An 18,761-nucleotide genomic window follows, 5' to 3' on the forward strand; every position below is an offset into this window, starting at 1 on the left:
TGCCGGCTTTTTTGTGTCCGACGAAACACTCATTCAAAACATCGCCGGTCTTCAGATACAGGATATCTATAATATCTTTGATGCTCTCTCCCAGTGGGCGCTGGTGTTTGGCGTCGTCGGAGCGGTCATCTCGCTCATGTTTTCCGCGCACATGCTTTTGCGCTCCGCAGGAAATGAGGAGCGCGTGAAAAAGGGCAAGCAGGCACTCACGTGGACGGTAATTGCGCTTGCGCTTATTGTGATCTCGCGCGGTATTATTATTCTTATTGGGAATTTTTTTTAGCAGAATTCTTTCATCAATGATAAGTTATCCGGCTTTTTAGCCGGTATTTTTATCTGTGGATAAGTCCTTTTGAATATAAAACATACTCTTGCTACATTGAGCTCGAGTTCATTTAAAAAATAAAATTACGAAGGAGGTTTTGCCATGGAAAGTGGAAAAAAGCAAGTTTTTACCGAATTCGAGCGCAGGGCCCAGTTGTTGCGGAGCTACTTAAAGCCAGACCTTCGTCACAACATGGAAATCATTCCCAGCCCATTTTTTATTGAGATCGATGGGGGGACTTCCAGCGGGAAAAGTACGGTCATACGGGAACTTGATAAGTTCTTCAAGCGCGAAGGTTTCCGCGTATTGGCACCTCAAGAGGGACCCGCGGTGATACGCCATATTCCGCGGGATACGCCGGAGTACAATCTCCGAACGGGGATTTACTCACTGCAGATGTTCATAGATTTTTCCTGGGGGCATCTGTATGATCTGGTCATTTTCGAGCGCGGGGTTTTTGATCCTTTGCGGTGGATGGAATACTGGAAAGCCAAAGGCTTGCTTACCGAGGAAGAAAAGTCCATCATACAGAATTTTTTCCTACTCAATGCATTTACGAAGAAGGTGGATGCGGCGTTCTTTCTTGTGTGCGACCCGCAGGTCGCTTTTGAGCGGGAGACTCGTTTTGAGCTTTCGAGCAAAGCAGGAGAGAGCACGAATCCTGCAGCCATCAAGGTCGCCAGTGAGCAGTATCGTGTTCTCTATGAACGTCTATCTCCCGCATATCCGCAACTCGTGCTTGTCGATACCACAAAGCTTACCGAGATCGAGATGACGCAGCATATCACCGGAATTGCGTTGAATTTTTTGGAAGAACGCGCATTGAATTCGGAAAAAAGGGGGTGAGGCGTTCCGGTAGAGCGCCTCACGGGGGGTTTCGTAAATGTCTTTACGAAACGCGGGCAACTGCCTTGTTTCCGAAGAATAAAAAGTCACCCGGGAAACTGAAATATTTCGATAAAATGAAAGTCAGCTAGGAGGTTAAGGTCATGCACTTTCAGCAACAATGCATCGGATTTACGGGACAGCTTGCGGCCGGAAAAGGAGAGGCGCTGCGGATCTTATGCGGCGAGTTCGGCTTCAAATCCTTCTCGCTCTCCGATCGCGTTCGGGAGGTGGCAAGGGCGCGGGGGCTTTGCGAGGTGACCCGCGAGATGCTCCAGGATGTGGGAGACAGCCTGCGCCGGGATTTTGGCGGAGAGATTCTTGCGAAACTTACTGCCGGTATGGCGTTCACCGAAAATCTTCATCGTGTTGCCATCGACAGCATCCGGAATCCTGCAGAAGTCGCGTTTCTTCGCGCTCATCCAAATTTTCGGCTTGTTGCCGTTGTTGCCCCGCAAGAAGAGCGCGGCAGGCGGCTTATCGCTCGTGCCCGCCCCAGCGACCCCAAAACCTATGAGGAATTTTTGGAGCGCGACGCAAGGGATTTGGGCGTTGGACAGGGGGAGCTTGGCCAGCAGGTAGGCAAATGTATCGAGATGGCCAATTTCATCCTATTCAATTCCGGAACTCTCGAGCAATTTGAAAAAAACATACACAATATGGCAGATCTCATACTCTCCAACCAGCTGTAAATATACGAGGCGCCTTGTCCAGGGGCGCTTTTTCTTTGCATAAATAGACTTTTCTGCTAGGCTAAGAGGAATGTCGCTTTCTCTTCCAGATGTTGTAAGGAGAAAAAAACAGCCGTTCCGAATCGGAACGGATCTTGATGGCGTAGTCATTGATCATACCGAGAATTTTCTTAAAGTATGCAGCGAATTCGGCTGCCGGCTTGAGCCGTGGCAGACGAATTCCAATATTCTTCACGAATACGTTCCTGAAGAATTTAAAGAACGCATTAAAAAGGAGGTATATGACGTACGTCGGATGAAATCGCGACTTATGCCGGATTTTTTAGATCTTGATTTCTTGTTTTTCGAAAATCTGATAGTGGCGAGCGTACAGAAAGTGGCAGCAGCGGAAGAAAAAGTATGGCAATGGCTCGGGGAGCAGAAGATTCTGGACCGTCTTCCAAAATCCAGTATCTCCATTTTCCGGACCCGCCAGGCCAAAATAGAATATTTGAACCAGGTAAAGCCGGATTTTTTTATAGACGACGGTCTTGACGTGCTTGAGTTTTTGGATACGTCCATAGTACCGATCCTTTTTGATCCGCTCGGCGTTCATGAACGCATTCCCGTACCTAACGATGTACATGTTGTCAGGGGCTGGCATGAAATACAGCAACTTTTCGGCGCATTTACAAAGGCGAAAGAAGACGCGCCTGTTATGCATTGACGGCGTAGGCATCCCGGGTAAAATAGTTTCATCAAAATCGAATCTTGTTTTTTGACATCTAGAGAGGAGATGGACCAATGAATATTACCCTGATGGGCACTATGCCCATAGAAGAAGCATTCGAACGTTTAAGGAACGCGCCGCTGGAGGCCGCAGGAACGGAGAAAATATTTATATACCGAGATGCCACTATGCGTCTTTGCGATTTTTCTCCCGACGAACTCAATCCCGCGTCGCTCTATGTGTTAAAGAAAAACCTCGAGACGCAGCGGCAGATACGAGCGCATTTTTTGCAAGAGCATGGCATTGACACCTTACAGCTTTCCCAAGTGCTGCATTTGCGGGTTGCAGGAAAGGACGGGGAACGGCTTGTAGGTATGGCCCCGCCATTCGTGGAGATACAGGAGGAGCGGGTAAAGATCGTTGCGGGCGAAGGCGAACGTTCTTCTCCGGAAAATCTTGTTCTGCAGATACCAATCTTGCAAGACGGTATCCATAGGGCACATCTTGCAAGAGAGGCGGGGGTTTTGTTGCGTTGCGTGGTCATTCAAAGCCGCGTGACAGGCTATCCTCTTTATGCCTACCCGAATCATTGGTCGGAAGTAGTATTGTGCGACGAGACGCCGAAAGTAAAGAAATACTATCGTCGGGAGGATCCCTACACGTTCATGCGCCCGTATACGATACTCCAGCAAATTTCCAATCCGGAAGCGTTCAAGCCCGAGTGGGGACGATAAGAGCTGTATCAGCACAGCTCTTTTTTCATTTGCCAAAGAGTCCGCAGTACGGTTGACAAGAGGCAATGTCCCGCATACCATAGGGGCAACAATGTTCTTTAATTTCACATATAAAAGCGAGGTGCAAGACATGCAAGCTATCCATAAGCTTTCTCAAGTGGATTTTGAGGAACGGGCCAGAGTCCTGGGGCCGAGGATCTTTGAGACCATTGACATTCCGGCAAGGCGAAGCGAGCCGGCGCCGAAGACCGTTATCGTGGAGGTCACTTCCGTTGTTCCAAAGTCCGGCAAAACTACGCAGACCCAGCATCTAAGCTCCTCGCTGCGCGCGGTGATGGGGAGTGGCATGCGCGTGGTGGTAACTCCCGAGGGAGCGGAAGACCGGGCCATTCGCGCCATGAAAAAACAGGAGACGGATTTGGTGCTTGCGCGGTATTTGACGTACGTCATGCAAAATCTCCTCGATCTTTCTCGAAGCCGAGAATTTCATGTGGCGATACAGGACCGGAGCATCATCGACCATCTTATTTGGTCGGAATTTTATGCCAGAGCCGGAGAGATCACCCGCGAGCATCGGGACCGCGTGTGGGACTATGTGCTTTCCGGTGCATGGGTGCAGGCCATTGACGCGATCTTCTATCTTTATACGGATATTGATACGGCATTGGCGCGCGAGAAGAAAGGCGTTTCCATCGACCGGGCGGGTTCCATCATGAATCAGGATTCACTCTCTCGGTTTTGCGAAGCGGCAGAATCAACTCTGGAAGAGGTGTCGCGGCGCATGCCGGAATTGCCGATATTCCGGCTCGATACGGGAACCACATCCGAAGAAGAAACAAATGCGCAGATGACGCTGGCACTGCTTGAGACGTTGAACGGGCGTCTGGGCATAAACCTACGGCATACGGTTCCTTATTCCCTTTCCCTTATGCGTAAAGAAGCGGAGATCAACGGCAAACTTCAAGTGCAGATAAAGCTTAAGGGCCACCCTTGGCCGGAGGGTGTAGCCGAGCGGGGTTGGGTGCTCAAGGAAGAAAGCGAACAGGTAGATACGTACTGCGTATTTTTGGATGGAGTCCATCCCACGATCAAGCCCAGCGAGATCATCCGCATCCGGAAGGTCGGAAGCCAATATTCCTTCGCCTACAAAGGCGTTGGAGTGGAGAACATCGTAACCCGCCGTCCGCATCTCAATATCCCTATCGATGAGCGCCAAGCGCGGGATCTGATGAATCTTTACACCAGGCTTGCGACCATCACCAAAAAACCGCGTACCATGTATGAACGCGAGATCGACCCGTCTATCAGCGCGTATGGAAACATGTTCTTGTGCGTTGATACGGTGGAAGAACTTGGCAAGTTTACGGAACTATCCATGTACGCCAATGAATACGAGGAAGCGCGCCAGACGCTTCTTGAAGAAGCTGCTCGCCTTGGATTCGGACTGACGGATGTCGCGGAAGGAAATTATCTCAAAATGGCCGTTGGCTAAAAACCCACCACCGACCATAAGACCGCCAAAGGAAGGCGGTTTTTTCATATCAAAAACTCACGGTGTTGCCGTGAGTTTTTGACGATGTTGAGAGAGAACCCCGACCTTAACGCGTCAGGCACGTAAGCCGAATTCTGTAATCCCGCCGTGGCGGGAATGAGGATCATCTATCTGTCCGGCTTCTTGTGAAACCGGATCAAGCGGCACCCCGACCAATGCGTAGCACTGATCGGTACGACCTTGCACCCGGGTAAGGATTTAGCAGGCTGTCTTGTCTCCAAAACAGCGCACGTTTCACCCTTTGCGTTTCCGCAAAGACTCGTCTCTGTTCGCACCTCTAGCTACCGCGGCAAGCCGCAATAGACCGGCGGGCGTTACCCGCTACCTGTTTACCCGCCTAAGTTTTGCTTTCGCAAAATTTTGGCGGGTGAGTGTTCGGACTTTCCTCCAACTTGCACGAGCGTGCAAATCAGCGATCCTCTCGGTCTCTCATGTATTACTTTACACACTTACTTATCACTTGTCAAGAATAAACATTTTAGATATACTGCAAGAAGCCTTAATCTATGAAACGTTCCGAACTCGTCTTCAGCGTCATTCTTGTGCCGCTCGATTATCTCATGCTGCTTTCTGCCGCTGTTGCGGCATATTTTTTGCGTCTCTCGGGTCCCATTAAAGCGTGGCGGCCGGCTCTTTTTACATTTGATTTGCCGTTCTCGAGATATTTTTTTATCGCAGCTATCGTTGCATTATGGTGGCTTGCGGCTTTTGCGCTTGCGGGACTTTATCGCATGAAGACAAATCGGGCGCGGATCGAGGAATTTTTCCAGATTGTCACCGGAAGTGCTCTGGGAGTGCTTGGTATCATTCTCTACATCTTCCTTACGGGGGAACTTTTTAATTCCCGGTTTATTATTCTTGCCGGACTCTTTTTCGCAATCCTATCTGTTACCGTCTCACGCATGCTCATGCGAATGTTGCAGGCGCATCTTGCAAAAGTTCATGGATACGGCGTTCATCGCATGATTATTATTGGAGGAGACCAAGTTTCCCACACAATCGCAAACAAACTCAACAGCCACCCGGACTTGGGCTATACGGTAGTAAAACATCTACATACACTGCACATGGATGAAGTTCGAGACGCAATGCAACAAAACGGCAATAGTATCGATGAGGTATTGTTGGCCGATCCGAACTTTGAGAAAGAACAAGTTTTGGAGCTTATTGATTTTTGTGAGGACAAGCATATCGGATTTCGTTTTATCCCAAATCTTTTCCAAACGCTCACCACGAATGTTGTAGTGGATACGTTCACCGGAGTGCCTATCGTGGAGTTGAGACGTACTGCGCTTGAGGGCTGGGGGAAAGTGGTGAAGCGCGTGCTGGATATCGGGGGTTCCATACTGGGCCTTGTCATACTTTCCCCGATTTTTCTTATTGTTGCCGTTATTGTCAAAGGTGACACACCTGGCTCTGTGTTCGTAAGGCTCAAGCGCGTCAGCCAGGGCAGGACCTTCGATCTTTATAAATTCCGCTCGATGATCATCGGTGCGCACGAGATGAAAAAAGAACTTCTGGCATACAACGAAAGACAAGATGGCCCCCTGTTTAAAATGAAAAATGATCCGCGCATAACCAGAGTCGGACGATGGCTGCGCAAGACCCGCATCGACGAATTTCCACAGCTTTTTAACGTACTGCGCGGCGAAATGTCGCTTGTGGGTCCGAGACCTCATGAGCCGGAAGAGGTTGCGAAATACCAGAAACACCATAAAAAAGTTCTTGCGATAAAGCCCGGCATGACGGGCCTTGCGCAGATTTCGGGTAGCTCGGACCTCGCCTTTGAGGAAGAAGTGAAACTCGATACGTATTATGTAGAAAACTGGTCTTTGCGTCTGGACATATACATATTATTGAAAACCATCATTGTGCTCTTTACCGATAAATCAGCAGCTTAGTGCGTGAGGAAAGAAGAACCATAAAAAACGACCGACCTTTATCGCAAGATAGGGCTTTTTCTTTGTCTTTTAAACCAATTTGCGCTACGCTACGCATATGCGAGTGGCGCTTGTTCATGATTATCTTACGGAACTTGGAGGAGCCGAGCGGGTTTTGCAGGCGCTCTGCGAGCTTTTTCCATATGCGCCGATATATACGCTGATCTATGACGAGAGATCAACAAGAGGCCTCTTTAAGGATCGGCGCATCCACACTTCTTTTCTGCAACGCATGCCGTATGCCAAAACGCGCCATCGGAATTACGCATGGCTTATGCCGCTTGCGGCCGAGCAGTTCGATCTTGCCAAATATGATCTTGTCATCTCCGATTCGGCAAGCTACGCCAAAGGCATCGTAACCAAGCCTCATACGGTTCATATTTCCTATTGCCACACGCCTATCCGCTACGCGTGGGACGATTCCCACCGCTATGTGAAAGAATTCGGCGCACCGCTATTTTTGCGCCATCTCATTCCGTTTTTCTTGAACTACTTGCGCATATGGGATAAGGAAGCCGCACTGCGCGTAGATGCTTTTATTGCAAACTCATCCTTTGTCAAAGAGCGGATCCGCAAGTACTATAGAGTGGATGCTCAAGTCATACATCCGCCGGTGGACATCGAGTTTTTTTCGGCAGAGAAAAGGAAGGTGCAGGATTATTTTCTTGCCGCTGGGCGGCTTGTAGCCTATAAGCGGTTTGATCTGGCAATACGGGCGTTCAATGAGCTCCAATTGCCCCTGGTCGTTGCGGGCGAGGGTCCGGAGCTGAAAAGATTAAAGAATATCTCCGGAAAAACCATAACATTCGCGGGTCACGTCAGCGACCAAGATCTCCGAAGTCTCTATACAGGAGCCAGAGCTCTCATTTTTCCGCAGGAGGAGGATTTCGGGATAACAGCAGTTGAGGCGATGGCTGTTGGTTGCCCCGTTATTGCGTATCGTGGCGGAGGGGCGCTTGAGAATATCGTTGAAGGGAAAACGGGAATATTTTTTGACCATGAACGACCCGGCACTCTTTCAAAAGCCGTGGAACAGTTCTCAAAGACACAGTTCGACTCCGACGTCATTCGCGAGCATGCGCAGAAATTTTCGAAGGAGATGTTTAAACAGAAGATGCAGGAAGTTATCGCGAATACACTAAATCCAAATTTCAAAGCTCAAATATCAAATCAAATCCAAAATCCAAAGTTCAAATAATCCATCGGTAGATTGGTTTTGATATTTGGATTTTGACATTGGGATTTTCAAGTTATGCCAACAAATAAACAAAAACTTCTCATCATTGCATCTCTCCTTGTTGGCCTTGCCGGAGGAGGGCTTATGAGCCTTTTCCAGGAACCTTATACGGAAGCGTCGCGGTCTTTTTTGGTTCAAAATAAACGTTATGCCGCACAAAATGCCTATGACTACGAAGGATACTACGCACTGCAAACGGCAAATGAAAGCGCGAAGGCGCTCTCTTCCTGGCTTACAAGCCCCGGCGGTGTATATGCGGTATATCGTGATGCGGGTATGAATGCGTCATTTAAAACCCTTCGTAGCTATGAACGAGCCTTTTCGGTACGAGGGGTGGATACGCCATTCTTTGAAATTCGATACCATGCCGCCATAGAAGAAAATGCAGAAAAGCTTTCCGTATCCCTTGAGAGGGTTTTGAAACAGCAACTCGCATCTTTCCAGGGTTCGGATTCGTTATCCCTCGCATCTTCCCCCTTAGTACTGGTCGATCGGCAGATTCCACTGGTCCGCAATCTTTTTTACGGCGCGTTATTTGCCGGGGCGCTCGCGCTATTTGGTATTCTTTTTGACAAAGCCATGAAGGGCGGGTCATAAAGTTTTATCCACAAGCACCTTCTAAATTTCTTTGTTACAATATCTTCCCAAAGAAGATATTGTTGTTTGACAAAGAAAGGACAACCTATGGACTCTTCTCGAGGAACATTCATCGTATTCCACGGCATCAACAACCTGGGGAAATCCACCCAGGCTACTCTGCTCGTGGAGCGTATTTTGCGCGAAGGCGGACGGGCAATGTACCTGAAGTATCCGTGCTACGATCTTGAGCCTTCGGGTCCGCTTTTAAACGAATATTTACGGAAAAAGAACCCCTACGGCCTTACGCCACGCGAGGCGCAAATGCTGTTTGCCCTCAACCGCACGCAGTTTGAGCCGATTTTGTCTCAAGAATATCTTGCTCGAGGCATTACGGTTGTTGCGGAAGATTATACCTGCACGGGCATTGCCTGGGGGGTTGGCGCGGGCGTTGACCGGGCTTTCCTTACCCGCGTGAACTGCCATCTGCTTCGCGAAGACGTCTCGTTTCTTTTTGACGGCAAGCGATTTGCCGACGCAAAAGAACAGGGCCATGCACATGAAATGGATGATGATCTTACCGAGCGCGTGCGGCTTGTGCACACCGAACTTGCCAAAGAATTCGGATGGCATGTGGTAGACGCCAACGAGTCTCGCGAAGCCATCCATGAGCAGATCTGGAATATCACGCAGCCACTGCTGTCTTAAGGAGATTTATCATGTTCACTCCGGAAGAAAAAACATTACTTGCGCAATACGTTACCTCAACGGAGAATGACGTTTTTGTCATCAAAAACCTCCAGGGCATTGTGGGAGCGGTGTTCGCCCGTTACTCGCGCGCCAAAGGGACGCTCCGAGAAACATTGCTGAAAGAATTCATAAAAGAAGGGGTTATTGACCCGAAACATGCAGAAGAGCTCATTGCGCGCGTTCTCATTGCCTATGGAGACGATTCGGTCGGAGAGCTGGAGGGAGCGCATGCCTCCATCGAGCGCCATTCGATGCTTGTCACAAAAGAATACGAGGACAGGCGCATCAACATATCTCCGATAGAGCAATCGACCAGATACGTCTTTTATGACCAAAAGGACGAAGAGGGCAAGTGGCTCTACTGGCGGGGGCCGGAGCTTACCGAATCTTCTTTCGGCGCGGAGTATCTTGCAACAATGGATGCTATCTTCGAAACGTACGCAAGGCTTGTCGAGCCGATGAAGATTTTTTTTCAGAAACTCAAACCTCTTGAAGAGGCCGAGTATGATATCAACGGGGACGGCAAGAAAGAGAAGCTATCCGAACTTACCGATGAAAAAGAAAGAAAAGCTTTTGCGGTAACGTATAACACGGATGTTCGCACGAAAGCCTGCGATACCCTGCGGCATCTTCTGCCGCTCTCAACGCTTACCAACGTCGGACTTTTCGGGAACGGACGTGCTTTCCAGCATCTTTTGACCCATCTTTTTTCCACGGATCTTCCGGAGACGCACGAAGTCGCGCGCCAGCTTTTTGAAGCGGCTTCCGAGGTAATTCCGGCCTATGTGAAGCGCGCAAGCCGCAATGAATACGTTGTTTCGGTGCGTCGTGAGATGTTCGCGCTTGCCAGAGAACTTGGTATAGACTACGACAAGGGCAATATTATGCACGAGGAGGTAAAGCTTCTCCCTATGTCGTCTGACCCCGCGAGCCACGACATTCAAACTGTCGCGGCAATGCTTTTCCCGTATGCGGCACTCTCATTCGGAGAGCTCATTGAGAAAGTATCGGCAATGTCTGACGAAGCAAGATTCGGCATTATTCATACCTACATCGGTGCGCGAAAGAGCCGACGAGACCGCCCAGGGAGAGCTTTGGAGCACGGCTATCCGTATACGTTCGATATGCTTACCGATTGGGGAGTTTACAAGGACCTCATGCGTCATCGCATGAACACCCAGCAACGACAGCTTTTTACCACGCGACTTGGGTTTTTTATTGCCCCAGAGATCAAAGAAGCCGGATTCTTGGCGGATATTCTCGAGTGCGTCCAGAAAGCCGGCGATCTATTCGAACGTATCCATAAAGAAAACCCTTTGCTTGCGCAGTATGCCGTGCTCCATGGCAATTTTGTCCGCTGGACCATGGGGCTTAATGACCGGGCGCTCATGCATCTTGCAGAACTACGCTCAACGCCGCAGGGCCATCCGAACTACCGTAAAATAGCGCAAGAAATGCACAAGCTTGTCGCCGCCCGCTCTTCTTGGCGCGGAGAGGCAATGCAGTTTGTTGATCACAGCAACTATTACTGGTCTCGTGCTGATTCGGAAGCGCGCCAGCGTGTCAGAGAGCGAAAGTTAGAGGATGAGAAAATATGATAAATTATGAGGCGGGAATTTCCCGCCTCTTTTTTATTGTTTCCGGCCATGTTAATCTAGGAATATGGAAGACGTGTCCAAAAAATATAAGCTCACAGTCGGTGTGGAGGTGCATGCGGAGCTGAAGACAAAAACCAAGATGTTCTGCTCCTGCCTGAACGACCCGGATGTATCAAGGCCCAATATAAACGTCTGCCCCATTTGTATGGGGCATCCCGGCACGCTTCCGGTGCCGAACAGAAAAGCCATTGAAGCGGTTATCAAGGTCGGGATGGCACTTGCGTGCGACATTGCGGAACATTCGCATTTTGACCGCAAGAACTATTTTTATCCAGACCTGCCCAAGGGGTACCAGATCACGCAGTATGAGGAGCCGTTTTGCAGGAATGGGAAACTGGCCGTCCCGGGGAGCCCGGCTATTGTACGGATAAACCGTATTCATTTGGAAGAAGACACCGGAAAATCTATTCACTCCAAAGATGCCACTTTGCTTGATTTCAACCGCGCGGGCGTACCCCTTATGGAGCTGGTAACGGAGCCCGATCTGCATAGCGCCACAGATGTAAAGAAATTTTGCGAGGAACTTCAGCTTATGTTGCGGTATCTGGGAGTTTCGGATGCCGACATGGAAAAAGGACACATGCGGTGCGAGGCGAACATCAGCGTAAGTAAGACCGATGAATTCGGGAAGAAAGTAGAGGTGAAAAACCTCAATTCTTTCAAAGCGGTAGAGCGGGCAATCGAATATGAATGTAAGCGCCATATCGAAGCGCTGGAAAATGGAGAAAAGGTAGTACAGGAAACCCGAGGATGGGATGATGGGAAGGGAGTTACCTATTCCCAGCGCTCCAAGGAAGAAGCCCATGATTATCGGTATTTCCCCGAACCGGACATTCCGCCATTGTCCATTTTCCAGAACGAGCATGCCGCAGGGGCAGACGAAGAGGCAATTTTTATAGATGCGTTACGATCAGAGCTTCCCGAGTTGCCGGCTTCACGCCGAGAGCGGTTTTTGCGCGAATACGGGCTTGCCCCAGACCAGATTGAGATTTTTACAGTCCAAAAACCCATAGGCGATTATTTTGAGGGAGTTGCAAGCGAGTTGGCGTCAGAACATGATAGGGGAGAATTCTCGTCGCTTGATGCCTCGCGCCAGGAAACGGGAGATGATCTTACACATCTTATAGGACTTCATAAACTGGCGGCGAATTATCTTATCAATGATCTTCCGCGGGCGCTTACGGAAGCAGGAACGGATTTTGCCGATTTAAAAATATCCGCGGAGAATTTTGCGGAGTTCGTGCTGCGTATTGAAAAAGGAGTTCTTTCCTCCGCAAGCGCGCGGACGGTTTTGACCCAGATGCTACAGACGGGGGCGGATCCGGACGAGATTATACGCGACAAGAATCTTGCGCAGATAAGCGATACGGGGGAGCTAGAAGTGGTAGTCGCCAAGCTCATTGAGGATAATCCTCTTGTTGTGGAAGATTTCAAAAAAGGGAAACAAAACGCTCTTCAGTTTTTTGTGGGGCAGGTAATGAAAGAAACGAAGGGCAAGGCGAATCCGAAAGTGGCACAAGAACTGCTGAGGAAGAAATTATCTTCCTAAAATTATTTATAAACATGAATTCTTGACATTTATATAGCAAGCATGCTATACTAAATATGTAGAGAATATCATTAACTTTTTTCTTATGTCAAAGGGACCAGAATCGTCAAATGAAACATGCCCTAATCACCCGGGTGTTCCCGCGTATGCATGCATGGAATGCAAAGGAATCAAGAAATTCGAGCAACCAGATGCAATAGATATAGGGGAAGTGGATGATGTAAGGCCCATCGAAAAGGCCTCGCAGGGCAGAGAAAACGAGGGACGCCAGATATAGAAAAACATAAAAGCCCGGAAAGGGGCTTTTATGTTTTTTTTCGATTTAAAAACCTTTTTACCAGATGCCACGCTTCTTTCGCGACTGATATCCAATGAATATCGCGATTTCTCCCAAACCATGTCATTTGGCGCTTGGCGTAATTTCTGATTTCACGTTCAAGTTGCCCGATCATTTGTTGTTTTTTAAGATGACCCTCAAGACGCCGGTTAATGTAGCGGTATTCAAGGCCGAGTGATTCAAGGCGTCGCGATGAGACGCCTTGTTTTTTTAATTTTTTTACTTCCGAGACCATGCCTTGTTTCATGCGGGCAAGAAGGCGTTTGTGAATATTGTGATGAAGTATTTTTTTGACCGGATTCAATCCGAGCCAAAGCGCTTCGTATCGCGGTTCTTTCTTTGCAAGCGTTGGTACGGGTCTTTTCGTGGTAAGTACGATCTCCAGTGCTCGAATGAGCCGACGAGAATTATGGGGGTCTATGGTCTTTGATCGTCTAGGGTCAAGTTTTTTAAGCATGTAAAAAAGCTCTTTTATTGGTTTTCTTTCAAGTTTTTCTCGAAGCTTTCTATTGGGTTTTACCTTCGGGAAGGCGAGGCCATATACTAGGGCATCAATGTATTGTCCCGTCCCTCCGCAGACGATAGGAACTTTGTTTTTCCGCAGGATGTCAGAGACAGCTTTTTGCGCAAGCCTCTGGTATTGCACAACCGTAAACTGCCGTTTGGGCGAAGACACATCAATGAGATGGTGCGCTATCCCATCTGAAATATATGTTTCGTTTTGATTTTTGACTTTTGATTTATCTCTTGGGGCTTTTCCTGTTCCTATGTCGAGACCAGTATACACCTGCCGGGAGTCCGCAGAAATTATCTCGCCATTAAATTTCTTGGCAAGTCGTATAGCAAGAGCCGTCTTTCCAGAAGCAGTTGGGCCTATAATGACGATGAGGCGATGTTGCATATCCTTTCTTTTGATGGTATGCTGTTACGTGCTTCTTTGACAATCCAGCTAGGCTACGAAAGGTCGGTGTGCCATGCGCGCATTTCTCCAGCGATACTGGGTTTTACTTTTGGCGGCTTTTATCTTTGCGGCATGGCAATTCCCCATAGTATGGTGCATTGTCAACGCTGAGGCGGGAATCGGTGCCCTACTGGTTCTCGGCCATACCCAGTTCCAAGCATTTCTTTACGGCTGTATAGCGGGGAACGTTGAATGTCTGATCTGGAACTGGCTCATTGGCAGGAAAATTGATCAGAAGCGCAAAGAAATTACCGAAAAAATAAAGTCGGGGAGAGAAGAAGTTCGGGCGGCCGGACTCACCGATTCATTCCGGGATGTCTGGAAGTTTTTTCTTGATCTTTTCGAGCCGGAACAGTACGTTCGCCACTGGATGTATCGCGCGGTTATGCGGATCCGGAAATACGCCGTACTTGGATTTTTCGCGAATGTTGTGCTTCTCGGCTTTATTGCCATCTGCTGCGTCATTCCGGGCGTTATATTTGCCGCTCTCACGCTTGTCCGGCTGACGCGTCTTCGTTTTGGTCTTGTTGCGATTCTTTTGGGAAATACCGGCAAGATGGCCTTTGCGGCCTATGGATTTTGGCCGATTGTTCTTTCGGCGATAAAAAGCATTTGGTCCTATTTATAAAAGCTCACCGTATCACAAGTGGGCTTTTTTGTTTTACCATCCGTATTTTCTGACAAACTTCCTATGAGAAAAATGGCCGGAAGCCGTAGGAAAGAGGAGAGAAAAGAATGAATGCGGCCCCAGCTATGGCAAGAAGGATCCAGTATAGATATCGATTTCCATCCGAAGCATCCAGGATTTTTTCCCCATCTTCTCCAGAAGCTTCGAGCGCAGGCACCAAATTAAAAACAATAAATGCGCCAATCAGAACCGAGGCAATGAGCGACGAGAAATAGTGGTAAAGGAACATGGCGCGCGTGATGGCCGCAAAGGGCAGCCAATTGATGAAGTAGATGAGCAGCAAGAATTCAAGCGAGTAAATGCGAGCCCTCCACTCATTACTTTTTGCAATGAGCATCTGTAGCGCTTTCCTGCGGAATATCAGGTAGAGAATACTGCCGAACATCGTAATGGTGCCGAAAAGCCACACGATGGGATTTGCGCGCAGGTAAAGGCGTTTTAAATTATCCGTTTTATCAACCCAGAAATAGATCTGCTTTCTTCCGATCGGCCACTCGTAAAATCTTGAGGAATCCTGATGAGTGAGCTTCTGTGCGGCATTCACATTGAACATTTTTTTGTTGAGTTCAAGGGTTTTTTGAAGGAAAGAAGGCGGAAGGAGTTTCCCGTCTTTTTCTTCCACAGTGCCTTGCAGTGAGGCGCGGAACCGCTCGGACATGAAAGCGTCTCCCGTCCCCGAAGAAGGCAGAAGCTTGAAATGCAGGGCAAAGAAGGCCATATATACTCCGGCGGTTACGACACAGAGCGACAAAAGGCGGATAAAAAACAACTTCAGCAATCTTCTCTCGGCGATTTCCGTGAACATTATAAAGCCGATCACCAGAAGCGCGCCCCCGCCAGTCCATTTAGTTGCGACTGCCAGAGAACCGGCAATGGCGCTTCCGAAAAGCCACAACCACCACATCTTGCCATACGGTTCCTTCTTTCGATGGTGGGCGAAACACAAAAGTGCCAAAAAACCGAAGAACGGTACAAAAATATCAATAAGCCCAAAACGCGATTCAGCGAAAATGGCGTTGTCGAGGAGAATAAAAGAAGCGGCAAAAAAACTCGTTGCAGGAGTAAGATTCAGCGCATTTCCGAAAAGATAAACGACCGCAGGGAGCAGGGATCCGGCGATAGCCGTTGGAACGCGCGAGGCGACATACGGATACTCCTTGGGGTATTCATTGCCGATGGCGCAATCAAGTTTTTCGGTTGAGGCTCCTTGTGTCTTAAGTCCTGCAAGCAGAAAGAACTTTCCCAACGGCGGATGGATGTCAAAAAAATATTTTCCTTCCAAATATCCTTTAGTGAAGTTGCAGAAGTGCTGTTCATCCCACACGACGTTATTGGGATGTGAAATCCACAAAAACCGGGTTGCGAACCCGAGAATAAGAATGATGCTTATTTGCAACCATTTTTTCTGAAAAAAGTTCATGTTTTTTATTTTTTCCTATTGATTTCTTCTTTTATTTTCTTCAAAAACTTCTCTAGTTTCTCTGCACCGATGTCGCCCCTACCACGCACACGCACGGCCACGGTTTTTTTGGATCTTTCTTTGTCGCCAACTATGAGCAAATAGGGGATTTTTTGTATTTCGGATTCGCGGATTTTCTTGCCGATGGTCTCGTCATCTTCGCGCAATAATGTTCGGATGTTCTCGTGATCAAGCGTTTTTTCGATTTGTTTTGCGTAGGCTTTGTGCCCCTTACCGATGGGAAGTATAGCGACCTGAACAGGGGCAAGCCACAAGGGGAACGCGCCTGCGTAATGTTCTATAAGGATTGCCATGAAGCGCTCGAGAGAACCTAAGATAGCGCGGTGAATCATAACGATCCGCTCGCTTTCCCCTTTCTCATTGATACAGGTTAAATCAAATCGTTCAGGCAAGTTAAAATCAAGCTGGATGGTGGCAAGCTGCCATTCTCGGCCGAGAGAATCTTTCGCGATAAAATCTATCTTCGGCCCGTACATGGCGGCTTCTCCGAGGCCGTCGACATATTTGATTCTACGCTTCTTGATAAGCGTCAAAAGCTGGTCTTCCGCCCTTTTCCATATTTCTTGTGTTCCCAGATATTTTTCCATGTGCGCCGGATCATGCCGCGAGAAACGCACGGTCAGCGGCATTTTGAAGGGTTTATAAAATTTATCGATGATATCCCAGATCTTGAAAGCTTCCTTCTCCACCTGGCTTATGCGGCAAAATACATGCGCGTCGTCTTGCGTAATGACCCGGACGCGCGAGAGGCCGGCAAGTTCTCCGCTCTGCTCGTCTCTATATACGGACGTAACTTCAGAATAACGGATGGGAAGTTCTCGGTAGCTGCGCTTTTTTGCGGCGTAAATTTGGGTGTGGTGCGGGCAATTCATCGGCTTCATGGCAAATTCGTGTTTCTCCCGGGTCGTAATCTTAAAAAGTTCATCTTTGAATTTCTCCCAGTGGCCGGAGGTGACATATAAATCCCTTTTTGTTATATGAGGAATGCGCACACGCTGGTATCCCAGAGGTTCTTGCAGTGATTGCACGAACTCTTCAAGTTTTTCCCGAATAAGCGTGCCCTTCGGGGTAAAAAGAGGAAGTCCCGCGCCAACCAGGTCCGAGAAAACAAAAAGATCGAGCTGTGGCCCCAGCTTTTTGTGGTCGCGCTTTTCTGCCTCGATACGCTGCGCGAGGAACGCGCCCAACTCTTCTTTCTTTTCAAATGCAAGTATGTAAATGCGCTGCATCTGCTCACGCTCAACACTTCCCCGCCAGTATGCTCCGGAGGTCTTGTCTACCTTGAATGCATCCGGATTGAGTTCCTTGGTGTTTTCAACATGTCCGCCGCGGCACAGATCAATGAATCCCCCCGTCTTATAGAGCGATACCGTAGTCTCCTTTGTTAGACGGTCCTCGTGGGTGATGCGCTGAATGTCTTCAAGGGCCGTTGTGCCGTAGCGTTCAATATCCCGGACAAGTTCTATTTTGAAGAGCTGCTTCTGTTTCTCGAAAAACTTTTTTGCCTCGGTCGATTTCATCTCCTGTCGTTCAAAGGAGAGGCTGCGGCCAATGATCTTTTTCATTTCTCGTTCTATGTTTTTGAGGTCGTCCGGCGTAAGCGCTCTATTGAGGAAAAAATCGTAATAACACCCGTTCTCGATGACGGGGCCGACGCCAAGCTTCGCTTCGGGAAAGAATTTCAATACTGCCACGGCAAGTACATGCGCGAACGAATGGCGGATGTTGTGAAGTTTATCTTCGGGCATACCCCGAACTTAACAAGCTTTTATGCTAAAAGAGCATCGCTCTTTTAGCCTTCGGTACGCTTGTTCGTGTGATTTAATATAATTTATCGCGATATGCCTAGCACAGGGAGTTTGTTAAGTGCGGGGCATAATCGTGCATTGTAGCAAAAAAACCAAAGTAGGGCAAAGTATGAAAAAATGGCTAACATAACGGATATTTCATAGATATTACTCGGGAGCTTGACAGGCTCTCCGGTTAGACTATACTGGGTGTTGAGGTTGAAAATATATGAAAGACGGCAATTAACATCGCTGTTGAGAGAGAGCGCGCAAGGCAGATCCGCCTTAAGCGGATTTTTACTTGTAAGATGGCTGGGAATGATCAGGAAAGAACCTTAACAATCGAATGAGCGAGCATTCATAAGTATGCAACGAAATCTTTTCGTTGCCCTGAATATTACAGAATCAAAAATTCTCCCTTCGATTTTGCCGGGGCTTGCCCTGAGCTTGTCGAAGGGTCTTAACAGAGAGTTTGATCCTGGCTCAGGATGAACGCTGGCGGCGTGGTTAAGGCATGCAAGTCGCGCGGATGTAGCGACCGCAAGGTTGCTGCATGAGCGGCGAACGAGTTAGTAACACATTGGTACTCACCCCGAAGAGGGAGATAACCAGCCGAAAGGTTGGCTAATACCCCATAGTCCCCGGCTAAATTTTTGAAGAAAAGCTGCATAAGAACTTATTGAGAACAACAGATCATTTTTTCTCAAGATTATAGCAAGATGTTTGTCTTCAAAAATTTAGTCTGGGTAAAGCAGCAATGCGCTTCGGGAGAGGCCTATGTCCTATCAGCTAGTTGGTGAGGTAACGGCTCACCAAGGCTATGACGGGTAGGGGGTGTGAGAGCACGGCCCCCAACGACGACACTGAGATACGGGTCGTACTCCTACGGGAGGCTGCAGTC

Annotated in this window: 17 protein-coding genes and 1 rRNA gene; 15 read left to right on the forward strand and 3 right to left on the reverse strand. The window is 48.5% G+C overall.

Going from position 1 to position 18,761, the window contains the following annotated elements; all coding sequences use genetic code 11:
• Nucleotides 1-13: 13 nt before the first annotated feature.
• From Q7S09_05310 to Q7S09_05370, 13 genes are all read left to right on the forward strand, one after another.
• Nucleotides 14-283 carry a hypothetical protein gene (locus Q7S09_05310; GenBank protein MDO8558566.1) on the forward strand — a complete coding sequence of 90 codons (270 nt, stop codon included), beginning with the start codon at nucleotides 14-16 and terminating at the stop codon, nucleotides 281-283.
• A gap of 144 nt (nucleotides 284-427) precedes the next feature.
• Nucleotides 428-1,171 carry a hypothetical protein gene (locus Q7S09_05315; GenBank protein MDO8558567.1) on the forward strand — a complete coding sequence of 248 codons (744 nt, stop codon included), beginning with the start codon at nucleotides 428-430 and terminating at the stop codon, nucleotides 1,169-1,171.
• A gap of 143 nt (nucleotides 1,172-1,314) precedes the next feature.
• Nucleotides 1,315-1,902: an AAA family ATPase gene (locus Q7S09_05320; protein MDO8558568.1), complete on the forward strand. Its 588-nt coding sequence runs from the start codon at nucleotides 1,315-1,317 to the stop codon at nucleotides 1,900-1,902.
• A 70-nt stretch (nucleotides 1,903-1,972) separates the two neighbouring features.
• Entirely contained in the window at nucleotides 1,973-2,608 is a 636-nt protein-coding gene (locus tag Q7S09_05325; GenBank protein MDO8558569.1) for a hypothetical protein, read from the forward strand.
• 77 nt (nucleotides 2,609-2,685) lie between these two features.
• Nucleotides 2,686-3,345 carry a hypothetical protein gene (locus tag Q7S09_05330; protein MDO8558570.1) on the forward strand — a complete coding sequence of 220 codons (660 nt, stop codon included), beginning with the start codon at nucleotides 2,686-2,688 and terminating at the stop codon, nucleotides 3,343-3,345.
• Between the two features lie 91 nt (nucleotides 3,346-3,436).
• Nucleotides 3,437-4,837: a hypothetical protein gene (locus Q7S09_05335; protein MDO8558571.1), complete on the forward strand. Its 1,401-nt coding sequence runs from the start codon at nucleotides 3,437-3,439 to the stop codon at nucleotides 4,835-4,837.
• A 566-nt stretch (nucleotides 4,838-5,403) separates the two neighbouring features.
• Complete coding sequence (locus tag Q7S09_05340) at nucleotides 5,404-6,798, forward strand: sugar transferase (protein MDO8558572.1); 1,395 nt, start codon at nucleotides 5,404-5,406, stop codon at nucleotides 6,796-6,798.
• A gap of 97 nt (nucleotides 6,799-6,895) precedes the next feature.
• Nucleotides 6,896-8,035 carry a glycosyltransferase gene (locus tag Q7S09_05345; GenBank protein MDO8558573.1) on the forward strand — a complete coding sequence of 380 codons (1,140 nt, stop codon included), beginning with the start codon at nucleotides 6,896-6,898 and terminating at the stop codon, nucleotides 8,033-8,035.
• A gap of 54 nt (nucleotides 8,036-8,089) precedes the next feature.
• Nucleotides 8,090-8,671, forward strand: a complete 582-nt coding sequence (locus Q7S09_05350) for a hypothetical protein (GenBank protein MDO8558574.1) — start codon at nucleotides 8,090-8,092, stop codon at nucleotides 8,669-8,671.
• A gap of 87 nt (nucleotides 8,672-8,758) precedes the next feature.
• On the forward strand, nucleotides 8,759-9,358 hold the full coding sequence (locus Q7S09_05355; GenBank protein ID MDO8558575.1) for a hypothetical protein: 600 nt from the start codon (nucleotides 8,759-8,761) through the stop codon (nucleotides 9,356-9,358).
• A gap of 11 nt (nucleotides 9,359-9,369) precedes the next feature.
• Nucleotides 9,370-10,998 carry an FAD-dependent thymidylate synthase gene (locus Q7S09_05360; protein MDO8558576.1) on the forward strand — a complete coding sequence of 543 codons (1,629 nt, stop codon included), beginning with the start codon at nucleotides 9,370-9,372 and terminating at the stop codon, nucleotides 10,996-10,998.
• Between the two features lie 64 nt (nucleotides 10,999-11,062).
• On the forward strand, nucleotides 11,063-12,607 hold the full coding sequence (gatB, locus tag Q7S09_05365; GenBank protein ID MDO8558577.1) for an Asp-tRNA(Asn)/Glu-tRNA(Gln) amidotransferase subunit GatB: 1,545 nt from the start codon (nucleotides 11,063-11,065) through the stop codon (nucleotides 12,605-12,607).
• Nucleotides 12,608-12,761: 154 nt separating this feature from the next.
• Nucleotides 12,762-12,884: a hypothetical protein gene (locus Q7S09_05370; protein ID MDO8558578.1), complete on the forward strand. Its 123-nt coding sequence runs from the start codon at nucleotides 12,762-12,764 to the stop codon at nucleotides 12,882-12,884.
• 28 nt (nucleotides 12,885-12,912) lie between these two features.
• Here the strand turns inward: Q7S09_05370 and miaA are convergent, their stop codons facing one another.
• Nucleotides 12,913-13,845 (reverse strand): tRNA (adenosine(37)-N6)-dimethylallyltransferase MiaA, encoded by a 933-nt coding sequence (gene miaA / locus Q7S09_05375; protein MDO8558579.1) that lies wholly within the window; start codon nucleotides 13,843-13,845, stop codon nucleotides 12,913-12,915.
• A gap of 73 nt (nucleotides 13,846-13,918) precedes the next feature.
• Here miaA and Q7S09_05380 point away from each other — a divergent pair, with 73 nt between their 5' ends.
• Nucleotides 13,919-14,533, forward strand: a complete 615-nt coding sequence (locus Q7S09_05380) for a hypothetical protein (GenBank protein MDO8558580.1) — start codon at nucleotides 13,919-13,921, stop codon at nucleotides 14,531-14,533.
• 61 nt (nucleotides 14,534-14,594) lie between these two features.
• Here Q7S09_05380 and Q7S09_05385 read toward each other — a convergent pair whose 3' ends face one another.
• Both Q7S09_05385 and thrS read right to left on the reverse strand, forming a co-directional pair.
• Nucleotides 14,595-16,013, reverse strand: coding sequence for a phospholipid carrier-dependent glycosyltransferase (locus Q7S09_05385; GenBank protein MDO8558581.1), 1,419 nt, complete (start codon nucleotides 16,011-16,013; stop codon nucleotides 14,595-14,597).
• Between the two features lie 5 nt (nucleotides 16,014-16,018).
• Nucleotides 16,019-17,821, reverse strand: coding sequence for a threonine--tRNA ligase (gene thrS, locus Q7S09_05390; protein MDO8558582.1), 1,803 nt, complete (start codon nucleotides 17,819-17,821; stop codon nucleotides 16,019-16,021).
• Nucleotides 17,822-18,320: 499 nt separating this feature from the next.
• Between thrS and Q7S09_05395 the strand changes: the two genes are divergently transcribed.
• Nucleotides 18,321-18,761: ribosomal RNA gene (locus Q7S09_05395) — 16S ribosomal RNA — on the forward strand; the annotation flags it as partial.

Source organism: bacterium (assembly GCA_030649025.1).
Taxonomy (GTDB): domain Bacteria; phylum Patescibacteriota; class Minisyncoccia; order JAUYLV01; family JAUYLV01; genus JAUSGO01.